The sequence below is a fragment of the Taklimakanibacter deserti genome (genome assembly GCA_003574785.1).
Genome location: QORU01000002.1, coordinates 132572 through 144885, shown reverse-complemented (window position 1 = coordinate 144885; position 12314 = coordinate 132572). Strand labels below are relative to the sequence as shown.

The following is a 12314-nucleotide window of genomic DNA, read 5'->3' as shown; positions in this document are numbered from 1 at the left end:
GCAGGCCTTAAGGATTGAGGGGACTATGACGGTCGCGAGTTTGTTCTTCTATCTGTTCTCCGTGGTGGCCTGCGCCGCCGCGGTGATGGTCATTTCATCGCGCAATCCCGTCCATTCGGTGCTGTTCCTGATCCTGACCTTCTTCAATGCCGCGGGCCTCTTCATCCTCATGGGCGCCGAATTCCTGGCCTTGATCCTGGTCGTCGTCTATGTCGGCGCGGTCGCGGTGCTGTTCCTCTTCGTGGTGATGATGCTCGATGTCGATTTCGCCGAATTGCGCGAAGGCATGCTGAGCTATCTGCCGATCGGCGGCGCCGTCGGCATGATCCTGCTCGTCGAATTGCTGCTGGTGCTGGGCTCCTGGCATTTCTCAGGCTCGGGCGGTAAGATCGCCGAGCCGATCGCCACCCAGAACGGGGTGACCAATACCGAGGCGCTCGGCCTGATCCTCTATACGAAATACTTCTTCTATTTCCAGGTGGCGGGACTGGTGCTGCTGGTCGCGATGATCGGTGCCATCGTGCTCACCCTTCGCCACAAGGCGGGCGTCAAGCGCCAGAACGTCGCCGATCAAGTAGCGCGGGGCCCCGCCACCGCTATCGAAGTCCGCCAGGTCAAGCCGGGGCAGGGGATCTGACGATGGAAATCACGCTCGGACATTTTCTCACCGTCGCCGCCATCCTCTTCACCATCGGCGTCTTCGGCATTTTCCTCAACCGCAAGAACGTCATCATCATCCTGATGTCGATCGAGCTCATGCTGCTCGCGGTCAACATCAATTTCGTCGCCTTCTCGGCCTATCTCAACGACCTGATGGGCCAGGTCTTCGCGCTCTTCGTGCTGACCGTCGCCGCCGCCGAGGCGGCGATCGGCCTTGCCATCCTCGTCGTCTATTTCCGCAACCGCGGCACCATCGCGGTCGAAGACATCAATCTCATGAAGGGCTGACGCCGCACCATGTATCAGCTCATCGTATTCCTTCCCCTCATCGGCGCCATACTGGCGGGCCTCATCGGAACCAAGGCGTTCCGCATGATGGGCACGACGATCGACTCGCATCCTCCCCATGGCGACGGGCATGCGGTCCATGGCGATCACGGCCACGGCCATGACGATCACGCCCATCACGTCTATCCGACACCCTGGGCCGCCTATCTGACCTGCGGCTTCCTGGTGGTCTCGGCGATCCTCTCCTGGGTGGCGCTGTGGCAGTACATGCATGAGGCGGCACCCTTCAAGGTCGAGGTGCTGCGCTGGGTGAATTCTGGCGCGCTCAGCGCCGACTGGGCCTTCCGGGTCGATACGCTGACGGCGGTGATGCTGGTGGTGGTCAACACCGTCTCCTCGCTCGTCCATATCTATTCGATCGGCTATATGAGCCACGATCCGTATCAGCCGCGCTTCTTCGCCTATCTGTCGCTCTTCACCTTCGCCATGCTGATGCTGGTGACCGCCGACAACCTCCTGCAGATGTTCTTCGGCTGGGAAGGGGTGGGTCTTGCCTCCTATCTCCTGATCGGCTTCTGGTACCAGAAGCCTTCCGCCAATGCGGCGGCGATCAAGGCCTTCATCGTCAACCGCGTCGGCGATTTCGGCTTCATCCTCGGCATCGCCGCGACCTTCCTGATCTTCGGCTCGATCGAGCTCGACACGATCTTCGGCGCCGCTTCCGGCCAGGTCGGCAAGACCATGCAGTTCCTCAACTGGCAGGTCGACGTGCTGACCCTGATCTGCCTCCTGCTGTTCATGGGCGCCATGGGCAAGTCGGCGCAGTTCATCCTGCACACCTGGCTGCCCGACGCCATGGAAGGCCCGACCCCGGTCTCGGCCTTGATCCATGCCGCGACCATGGTGACGGCGGGCGTGTTCCTGGTGGCGCGCATGTCGCCGCTCTATGAGCTCGCTCCCACCGCGCAGGAAGTGGTGATCGTCATCGGCGCCATCACCGCCTTCTTCGCCGCGACCGTCGGCCTCGTCCAGAACGACATCAAGCGCGTCATCGCCTATTCGACCTGCTCGCAGCTCGGCTACATGTTCGTCGCCATGGGCGTCGGCGCCTATGGGGTGGGCATGTTCCATCTCTTCACCCATGCCTTCTTCAAGGCGCTGCTGTTCTTGGGCTCAGGCTCCGTCATCCATGCGATGTCGGACGAGCAGGACATGCGCAGGATGGGCGGCCTGGCACCCCATATCCGCATCACCTGGGTGATGATGCTGATCGGCACCCTGGCGCTCACCGGCTTTCCCTACACCGCCGGCTATTTCTCCAAGGACGCGATCATCGAATCGGCCTTCGTCTCGCATGCCGCCGCCGCAAGCTTCGCTTTCGCGCTCCTGGTGATCGCCGCCTTTTTCACCGCCTTCTATTCCTGGCGCCTGGTTTTCATGACCTTCCATGGCAAGCCGCGCGCTTCGGCCGAAGTCATGAGCCACGTGCATGAATCGCCCCAGGTCATGCTGGTGCCGCTCTATGTCCTGGCGGCGGGGGCGCTCTTTGCCGGCCTTCTCTTCGCGCCCTATTTCATCGGCCATGACGAGGCGCATTTCTGGGCGCAGGGGATCTTCCGGGCACCCGGGAACAAGATCATCGAGGAGATGCACCACGTGCCCTCATGGGTGAAATGGTCGCCCTTCGTGGCGATGGTGCTGGGCTTCGCGCTCGCCTATCTCTTCTACATCCGCCGCACCGATCTGCCGCGCAAGCTCGCCGAGCAGAACTGGCCGCTCTACCAGTTCCTCCTCAACAAGTGGTATTTCGACGAGCTCTACGACTTCATCTTCGTCAATCCGGCCAAGTGGCTCGGCCGCTTCCTGTGGAAGAAGGGCGACGGCTGGCTGATCGACGGCTTCGGGCCCGACGGCGTCTCGGCCTGGGTCGTCGATGTCACCCAGAGGGTGATCCGGCTGCAGACCGGCTATCTTTTCCATTATGCCTTCGCCATGCTGATTGGTGTCGCCGCCCTCGTGACATGGTTCATGTTTGGGAGCGCGCATTGATGTCCGGCTGGCCGATCCTCTCCGTCGTCACCTTCCTGCCCTTGGTGGGTGCGGCCTTCGTGCTGGCGATCCGCGGCAATGACGAGGTCGCCTTGCGCAACATGCGCTGGGCCGCCTTATGGACGACGATCGTCACTTTCGTCCTGTCGCTCCTGATCTGGTATTATTTCGATCTGCGCAATCCCGACTTCCAGTTCGTCGAGAAGCTCGCCTGGCTCGGCAATACCGCCTCCTATCACATGGGCGTCGACGGCATATCGATGCTGTTCGTCATCCTCACCACCTTCCTGATGCCGATCTGCATCCTGGCGAGCTGGCAGGTGAAGACGCGCCTGCGCGAATATCTGATCGCCTTCCTGGTGCTCGAGACCTTGATGATCGGCGTGTTCTGCGCCCTCGACCTGGTGCTCTTCTATCTCTTCTTCGAAGGCGGCCTCATCCCGATGTTCCTCATCATCGGCGTGTGGGGTGGGCCGCGCCGCGTCTATGCGAGCTTCAAGTTCTTCCTCTACACGCTCTTGGGCTCGGTGCTGATGCTGCTCGCCATCATCGCCATGTACTGGTATTCCGGAACCACCGACATCGCGGTGCTCTACAAGACGGCGAACTTCCCGGCCGAGATGCAGACCTGGCTGTGGCTCGCCTTCTTCGCCTCCTTTGCGGTGAAGATGCCGATGTGGCCGGTCCATACCTGGCTTCCCGACGCCCATGTCGAGGCGCCGACGGCGGGCTCGGTGATCCTGGCGGCCATCCTCCTGAAGATGGGCGGCTATGGCTTCCTGCGCTTCTCGCTGCCGATGTTCCCCCTGGCCTCCGACCAGTTTGCGCCGCTCGTCTTCGCGCTCTCCATCGTCGCCATCGTCTACACCTCGCTGGTTGCGATGATGCAGGACGACATGAAGAAGCTCATCGCCTATTCGTCGGTGGCGCATATGGGCTTCGTCACCATGGGCATCTTCACCATGACGCGCCAGGGCATCGATGGCGCTTTGTTCCAGATGATCTCGCACGGCCTCGTCTCCGGCGCCTTGTTCCTGTGCGTCGGCGTCGTCTATGACCGCATGCATACGCGCGAGATCTCGGCCTATGGCGGGCTCGTCAACCGCATGCCGCTCTACGCTCTGACCTTCATGGTCTTCACCCTGGCCAATGTCGGCCTGCCGGGCACCTCGGGCTTCATCGGCGAGTTCCTCACCATCTTCGGCGCCTTCCAGAACAACACGTGGGTCGCCTTCCTTGCCGCGACCGGCGTCATCCTGTCGGCGGCTTACGCGCTGTGGCTCTATCGCCGCGTGATCTTCGGCAATCTCGAGAAGCCGAGCCTTGCGCATATCACCGACATGACGCCGCGCGAGGCGGCGGCTCTCATACCCTTGATCATCCTCACCATCCTCTTCGGCGTCTTCCCGTCGCCCATTCTCGACGTCTTCGGGGCATCGGTCGAAGGCCTGATGGCGGGGGTTCAGAAATCGCTTGCCGCGGCGGGCGCAATCCAGGCGGCGGGGCTCTAAGATGATGTCACTTCTCGACCAGGTCCAGGCTACCGCCGCAGCGCCGGAAATCTTCCTGGTCGTCGCCGCCATGGCGCTGCTCATGTTCGGCGTGTTCCGCGAGAAATCGGCCGACATCATCAATATCGCGGCGATCGTCGTGCTTGGCCTCGCCGTGGTGATGGTGATCACGGGCGGAGGGGCGCGGCAGGAAGCCTTCGGCGGCTCGCTCGTCATCGACACTTTCGCCCGGCTGATGAAGGTTCTGACCCTCTTCGGCTCGGCGGTCGCCATCGTGCTCTCGGTCAATTTCATGAAGACCGAGAAGATCGAGCGCTTCGAATATCCCATACTCGTGCTGCTCGCCACCGCCGGCATGATGATCATGATCTCGGCCAACGACCTGGTGGCTCTCTATATGGGCCTCGAATTACAGTCGCTCGCGCTCTATGTCGTCGCCGCCATCGACCGCGACCGGGCCAAGTCGTCGGAGGCCGGTCTCAAATATTTCGTCCTTGGCGCTCTCTCCTCCGGCATGCTGCTCTATGGCGCGTCTCTCATCTATGGCTTTACCGGCAGCGTCAGCTTCCCGGGCATCGCCGCCGCGGTGACGGGCGAGCCCGGCCTCGGTCTCATTTTCGGCCTCGTCTTCCTCATTGCCGGCCTTGCCTTCAAGGTCTCGGCCGTGCCCTTTCATATGTGGACGCCCGATGTCTATGAGGGGGCGCCTACGCCGGTCGCCGCCTTCTTCGCCGCAGCCCCCAAGATCGCCGCCATGGCGCTCTTCATCCGCGCCATGCTGGCGCCGTTCCCCGCGATCCTGCCCGACTGGCAGCAGATCCTGGTTTTCATCTCGATCGCCTCCATGGTGCTCGGCGCCTTCGCCGCCATCGGCCAGACCAACATCAAGCGGCTGCTCGCCTATTCATCGATCGGCCATATGGGCTATGCGCTGATCGGCCTCGCCGCCGGCAGCCCCGAGGGCGTGCAGAGCGTCATCATCTATATGGCGATCTACCTGATCATGACGCTGGGCTCCTTCGCCTGCGTGCTCGCCATGCGCCGCAAGGACGGTCAGATCGAGACGATCGGCGATCTCGCAGGCCTTGCCCGCACCAACGGGCTCCATGCCTTCTTCCTCGCCGTGTTCATGTTCTCGCTGGCCGGCATCCCGCCGCTGGCGGGCTTCTTCGCGAAATATTTCATCTTCATGGCGGCCATCAAGGCGAACCTGGTGACGCTCGCCATCATCGGCGTCCTCGCCAGCGTCGTCGGCGCGGTCTACTACATCCGCATCGTCAAGCTCATGTATTTCGACGAGCCGGCACAAGCGTTCGAGCCGATGGTGACCGAGGTCAAGGCGGTGATCGTGCTGGCGGGCCTCTTCGTGCTGCTGTTCGCGCTCTTCCCGCAGCCCTTGAGCAGCCTCGCACAGGCGGCCGCGGCATCTCTGTTCTGATGGGATTGCTGGGCAGACTCCTTCACTTCGAGGCCATCGACTCGACCAATGCGGAAGCGCACCGCCTCGCCAAGGAGGGCGAGCGCGGTCCCTTGTGGATCGCAGCCGACCTCCAGTCGCAAGGCCGCGGCCGGCTCGGCCGCCATTGGGTGTCGGAGCCCGGCAATCTCTATGCGACCTTCGTCTTCACGCTGCAGGGCTCGGCGCTGATCGCCAGCCAGATCGGCTTCGTCGCGGCCCTTGCCATTCGCGATACGGCGCTAGGCTTGCTGCCCAGGGGCACGGGTCCGATCAAGATCAAATGGCCGAATGACGTGCAGCTCGCCGGCGCCAAATTCGCCGGCATCCTGCCCGAGACGGTCGCGCAAGCAGCGGAAGGGCGGATCACGGTGGCGCTCGGCATGGGGCTCAATATCGCTCATGCGCCGGAGGGAACGCCTTACCCGGTGACCGCCTTGGCCCGCCATGGCGCCAGCATCACGCCCAGGGCGTGCCTCGATGTGCTCGACCGTTCACTGGCGCATTGGCTCGCCCAATGGCGCGAGGGCCAGGGCTTTGCCGAGATCAGGCAAAACTGGCTGGCGCATGCTGCGGGTCTCGGCCAAGATTTCGTCGGCGTGGTGAACCAAAAGGAAATCAAGGGCAGGTTCACCGATCTCGGCGATGACGGCGCCATGATCCTCGTTCTCGCCGATGGCAGCCTGAGGCCCATTCATTCCGGCGAGGTGCAGGCCAGGCGATGAACGCGAAGAAGAAGTTCGATCACAGCAACGACCTCGTCCTGTTGCCCTTGGGCGGCGTCGGCGAGATCGGCATGAACTGCTATTGCTATGGCATCGGCCCCGCCGAGACCCGTGACTGGCTGATGGTCGATCTCGGCGTCAAGTTCGGCGAGGAGAGCGAGCCCGGCATCGATATCGTGCTGCCCGAGCTCGGCTATGTCATTGGCGAGCGCAAGCGGCTCGCGGGGCTGGTCTTGACCCACGCGCATGAGGACCATCTGGGTGCCGTGGCCTGGCTGTGGCCGCAGCTTCGCTGTCCGGTCTATTGCACCCCCTTCGCCGCGGCGATCCTTGCCAACAAGCTCAAGGAGGCGGGCCTCGAGAATGACGTGCCGGTCCGCATCAAGCCGGTCGGCACGCGCTTTTCCGCCGGTCCCTTCAACCTCGAATATGTGAGCGTCACCCACTCGATCCCGGAGCCCACGGCCTTGCTCATCGAAACGAAGCAGGGAAGGGTGGTTCATTCCGGCGACTGGAAGATCGACCGCACGCCGGTGATGGGCGACCGTTTCGACGAGCAGCGCTTGCGCGCCATCGGCGAAGAAGGCGTCGACGCGCTGGTCTGCGATTCGACCAATGTGCTGCGCCAAGGTTTTTCGGTGTCGGAAGCGGAAGTTGCGGCCACTCTCTGGCGCATCGTCGCCGAGGCGAAGAACCGCGTCGCCATCACCACTTTCGCTTCGCATGTGGAGCGGATCTCGTCCGCCGTGGCGGCGGCGCGCAAGGCCGGCCGCGAGGTGGTCCTGGCCGGGCGCGCCATGCGCCAGACGATCGAGGCGGCGCAAGCGACGGGCTATCTGCGCGATGCCGGCGCCTTCCTTGACGAGGAGGCCTTTGGCTATCTGCCGCCCGACAAGGTCATGCTGCTGTGCACCGGCAGCCAGGGCGAGCCCCGCGCCGCCATCGCCCGCATCGCCGAGGACAATCACCCGACCATCGCCCTCGATGACGGCGATCTTGTCGTCTTTTCGTCGAAAACCATTCCCGGCAATGAGAAGGCGGTGAGCGCCGTCCAGAACGATCTGGCCCGGCTCGGTGTCGACGTGATGACCTCGGACGAGGCGCTGGTCCATACTTCGGGCCATCCGCGCCAGGACGAGCTCAAGCTTCTCTATGACTGGCTGAAGCCCCGGGCGCTCATTCCCATGCATGGCGAGCCGCGCCATCTCTTGCGCCATGTCGAGCTCGCCGAGGAGGCGGGCATCGAAGAGACGCTGATGGCGGAGAATGGCGATCTGATCCGCCTCTGCCCGGGACCGGCGCAGATCGTCGATGAGGCGCCATCGGGCCGCCTCCATGTCGACGGCAAGCTCATCGTGCCGGCGGTCGAAGGGCCGGCGAAATTCCGCCGCAAGCTCTCCTTTGTCGGCATCGTGGTGGCGAGCCTGGCGATCGACCGCAAGGGCACGCTCGTCTCCGATATCGGCATCATCGCCGACGGCCTGCCGGCGGGCCTCGAGGACAAGCTCCGGGCGGCCGCCGAGGAAGCGTTCTCATCCATGCCGCGGCCGCGCCGGCAAGCCGATGATGTGGTCACCGAGACCTTGCGCACCGCCATCCGCCGGGCGGCCGATGCCGAATGGGGCAAGAAGCCAATCTGCCGGGTGCTGGTCCATAGGATCTGAGCCGATCTGCGCCATTGCGGCGAAGGGGAGGAGTCACATGGCGAGCAACGAGGATGAACCAAGAGCCGAAGCTCAGGTCACGGGCAAGCCCTTGCCGGCCGGCTATCGCCAGGGCGTGGTCACGGCCATATCCGTGATATTGGGTTTCGCGCTGTATTTCCTGCGCTTCTGGTCGCTCGAAGCGGAGGGGGATTGGACATGGGCGTCCGTCTGCGCGGCGGTACCGACCATTCTTTCGATAGCGTGCCTTGCTGTCGCACTCTGGCGGTCGCTGCAGGTGGCCGACGATGATGAGCCTGTCTATCGCCGGACGCTCAAGTGGTTCCTGTCGGGGATATTGCTTGCCCTGGCAGGGGTGATCGCCAGCGCTATCGCTCTCTAGGGCCTGTTTATGTTGGCGAATGACAAGGGAGCCGGTCATTGGCCGCCCCTGTGGGCGAGGTCGCCGATCTGCTAACGTGGGAGAGGCCATCCGGCCTGGGGAGCTCCAGATGAAAACGATAGGGCGGATCCTGCTTGCCGGGCTTTCGTTTGTTGCAATAGCGCCATGGGCCTGGGCGATAGACAGGGATGATACGTTCAAAGACCAGAACTATTCGTATCGGTTGTGGAATCTATGCGAGGCCGAGATGAATATGCTCTGGTTCGAGAAGAGTGAGCACGAGCCCGTGACCTATTTGCGCAACCGCATCGATGCAAGCACACCTGACAAGAAGTGCGAAAAGGAGTCCGACTCCGACTTTGATGACGGCTATTCGGCCAGCTTGGTCGCGCCGGCGGGCGATGAAGCGGAGCCTAACGCGCCGCTTCAGCGCAACGAGTTCCGCTTTGCCGACACGGCAGATTGGCAGAAACCAGCGGAAACGCATTGGTACAGCTTGCGTTTCAAAGTCACAGGAGCCGAGGGCGATCAGATTCCCAGTTCCGGCGCGATTCGCTGGATCACAGCTCAATGGAAGTACAAGCACCTGGGCCCCAATAAGAGCCCCCTCCTGGCGCAAAGGTTCGACGACGGCATTCTTCATGTGACCGTCGAGGACGGCTTTTGCCGATGCATGATCGCGAAAGCCGGAAGCTTGCCGAACATGGCGAACGCGCCTGGATCGGCGCTCGGTGAAGTCGATCCGCTCCGATGCCGCCTGAACAAAAAGGGCGAGCCGGCAACGGAGTGCAAGCCGCCCCGGCTGAAGCTCTATGCCTATAGTCGAGGGGATCTCGAGCAACTGCCTGATCCCAAAAAGGACTGGGTGACGATGACGTATCGTGTCAAGGCCGGCGGTGAAAACGACACTCTCTATGAAATCTATGCCGATGGGCGTTTCATCGTGCGCGCCAAATATGCCCGTCAGGCCGATGTGCCGCCTGGCAATCAAGTGAAGTTCAAGTTCGGCCACTATCGCGACAGGACGACGACCGCTGCCGATATGCTCGTGGCCCGTGTCTGCGTCAGTCCCAATGCGGAGAGGTGCGACAGGTCGGTCAGGCCGGCCGAAGGGGAATGAGAGGCCGTTCCGAACGGCGCAAAACCTCAAAAAAGGGGCCGAATCCGGGCTAATTCCCGCCCTTTCGCCTCTGCTATACTGACCGAATCATGAGCAAGCACGTAACACCCCCGCAAGGGCCGAAAGACATCGAATCCATCAATCTGCGCGATGCGCTGGAAGAGCGCTATCTGGCCTACGCGCTCTCGACCATCATGCACCGGGCGCTGCCCGATGTGCGCGACGGCCTCAAGCCGGTGCACCGCCGGCTGCTCTATGCCATGCGGCTTTTGAAGCTCGACCCGGCCTCCGGCTTCAAGAAATGCGCCCGTGTGGTGGGCGACGTCATCGGCAAGTATCATCCGCATGGCGACCAGGCGGTCTATGACGCGCTGGTGCGCTTGGCCCAGGATTTCGCCGTGCGCTATCCACTCATCGAGGGACAGGGCAATTTCGGCAATATCGACGGCGACAATGCCGCCGCCTATCGCTACACCGAGGCGAGGCTTACCGACGTCGCCATGGCGCTGCTCGAAGGCATCGACGAGGACACGGTCGATTTCCGCGACACCTATAATGGCGAGGACCGCGAGCCCGTGGTGTTGCCGGGCGCCTTCCCCAATCTGCTCGCCAACGGCTCATCCGGCATCGCCGTCGGCATGGCGACCTCGATTCCGCCGCACAATGCGGCCGAGCTCTGCGAGGCGGCCCTCCATCTCATCCAATTCCCCAATGCCACGGTCGACAAGCTGGTGCAGCTCATGCCCGGTCCGGATTTCCCGACCGGCGGCATCATCGTCGATGACCGCGCGACGATCCTCGAGGCCTACAAGACCGGCCGCGGCTCGTTCCGGGTGCGCGCCCGCTGGAGCCAGGAGGATCTCGGCCGCGGCACCTGGCAGATCGTCGTCACCGAGATCCCGTACCAGGTCCAGAAGGGCCGGCTGATCGAGCGCATCGCCGAGCTGATCGCGGCCAAGAAACTTCCGCTGCTCGCCGATCTCAGGGATGAATCGGCGGAAGACATCCGCATCGTCTTCGAGCCGAAGAGCCGCACCGTCGACCCGCAGCTCCTGATGGAGCAGCTTTTCCGCAACAGCGAGCTCGAGGCGCGCATCCCGCTCAACATGAACGTGCTGTCGGAAGGCCGCGTGCCCAAGGTGATGTCGCTGCGCGACGTCCTGCGCGAATGGCTCGATCACCGCAAGGTCGTGCTGGTCCGCCGCTCGAATTTCCGCCTGGCCGAGATCGCCCGCAGGCTCGAGATCCTCGAAGGCTATCTCATCGCCTATCTCAATCTCGACGAGGTGATCCGCATCATCCGCAACGAGGATGAGCCGAAGCCGGTTCTGATGCAGCGCTTCAAGCTCACCGACACGCAGACCGAGGCCATCCTCAACATGCGCTTGCGCGCTCTGCGCAAGCTCGAGGAGATGGAGATCCGCCGCGAGCATGACGCGCTCAAGAAGGAGCAGTCGGGCCTCAAGAAGCTGGTCAAGTCGGACGATGCGCAATGGGAGAAGATCGCTGCTGAGATCAAGGAGACGAAGGAGAAGTTCGGCAAGAAGACGCAGTTGGGCAAGCGCCGCACCGACTTCGCTGCCGCACCCGAGATCGACCTCGATCTCGAGCAGGCGATGATCGAGAAGGAGCCGGTCACCGTCGTGTGCTCGGAGAAGGGCTGGATCCGGACGATGAAGGGCCATCTCGATGACACATCAAGCCTCGTCTACAAGGACGGCGATCAGGGCAAGTTCATCGTCAAGGCGGAGACCACCGACAGCATCATGCTCTTCGCCTCGTCCGGCAAGTTCTTCACCCTGGACGCGGCAAAATTGCCCGGAGGACGCGGCCATGGCGAGCCGGTCAGGCTGATGGCCGATCTCGAGGCGACGGACCAGATCGTGGCACTGTTCGTGCATAGGGAAGGGCGGAAGCTCCTGGTGGCGGCGTCCGACGGCTCGGGCTTCATCGTTCCCGAGGACGAGTGCCTCGCCAATACGCGCAAGGGCAAGCAGGTGCTGAATGTGAAGCTGCCGGTCGAGGCGCAGGCCTGCGCCATCTTGGGCGAGGATGCCGATCACATCGCGGCGATCGGTGAGAACCGCAAGCTCTTGATCTTCAAGCGCTCGGAAGTACCTGAAATGACAAGAGGAAAGGGCGTTCGGCTGCAGAAGTACAAAGATGGTGGACTGTCCGACGCCGTGGGTTTCAACCTGAAGGAAGGGCTGAAATGGGTCGATGCTTCCGGCCGGACCTTTGTCGTGAACGACCTCAAGGAGTGGATCGGCGAGCGGGCGCAAGCTGGACGGCTGCCGCCGAAGGGCTTCCCCAGGGTCAATAAGTTCGGCAGAGACCTGGGGCTGTGACTAGGACCACATTCAGCTGCGGGGCCGAAATGATACAGTCATACTGGATGTATATGGCGCAGATGAGTGGACGACGGACACTATCCCGAGCCGCTAAGTTCGGTTAACGTT

General features: G+C 62.7%; 10 protein-coding genes. All 10 read left to right on the top strand.

Annotation, left to right across the window (positions count from 1 at the left end):
• Positions 1–25: 25 nt before the first annotated feature.
• A complete protein-coding gene (locus DS839_RS03940; protein ID WP_119268979.1) occupies positions 26–637 on the top strand; it encodes an NADH-quinone oxidoreductase subunit J in 612 nt (203 codons plus the stop codon).
• Between the two features lie 2 nt (positions 638–639).
• Positions 640–948 (top strand): NADH-quinone oxidoreductase subunit NuoK, encoded by a 309-nt coding sequence (nuoK, locus tag DS839_RS03935; protein WP_119268978.1) that lies wholly within the window; start codon positions 640–642, stop codon positions 946–948.
• Positions 949–957: 9 nt separating this feature from the next.
• Complete coding sequence (gene nuoL / locus DS839_RS03930) at positions 958–2997, top strand: NADH-quinone oxidoreductase subunit L (protein ID WP_119268977.1); 2040 nt, start codon at positions 958–960, stop codon at positions 2995–2997.
• On the top strand, positions 2997–4508 hold the full coding sequence (locus DS839_RS03925) for an NADH-quinone oxidoreductase subunit M (protein ID WP_119268976.1): 1512 nt from the start codon (positions 2997–2999) through the stop codon (positions 4506–4508). The genes nuoL and DS839_RS03925 overlap by 1 nt, the downstream gene beginning before the upstream one ends.
• A gap of 4 nt (positions 4509–4512) precedes the next feature.
• Positions 4513–5946, top strand: coding sequence for an NADH-quinone oxidoreductase subunit NuoN (gene nuoN, locus DS839_RS03920; RefSeq protein ID WP_119269378.1), 1434 nt, complete (start codon positions 4513–4515; stop codon positions 5944–5946).
• A 5-nt stretch (positions 5947–5951) separates the two neighbouring features.
• Positions 5952–6689, top strand: coding sequence for a biotin--[acetyl-CoA-carboxylase] ligase (locus tag DS839_RS03915; protein WP_162918290.1), 738 nt, complete (start codon positions 5952–5954; stop codon positions 6687–6689).
• Entirely contained in the window at positions 6686–8353 is a 1668-nt protein-coding gene (locus DS839_RS03910; protein WP_119268974.1) for a ribonuclease J, read from the top strand. The genes DS839_RS03915 and DS839_RS03910 overlap by 4 nt, the downstream gene beginning before the upstream one ends.
• A gap of 37 nt (positions 8354–8390) precedes the next feature.
• Complete coding sequence (locus tag DS839_RS03905) at positions 8391–8735, top strand: hypothetical protein (protein ID WP_119268973.1); 345 nt, start codon at positions 8391–8393, stop codon at positions 8733–8735.
• A 109-nt stretch (positions 8736–8844) separates the two neighbouring features.
• Complete coding sequence (locus DS839_RS03900; protein WP_162918289.1) at positions 8845–9855, top strand: heparin lyase I family protein; 1011 nt, start codon at positions 8845–8847, stop codon at positions 9853–9855.
• Positions 9856–9944: 89 nt separating this feature from the next.
• The gene (parC, locus tag DS839_RS03895; RefSeq protein ID WP_119268971.1) at positions 9945–12203 is read left to right on the top strand and encodes a DNA topoisomerase IV subunit A; all 2259 of its coding nucleotides are present in this window, start codon (positions 9945–9947) and stop codon (positions 12201–12203) included.
• The last annotated feature ends 111 nt before the right edge of the window (positions 12204–12314 follow it).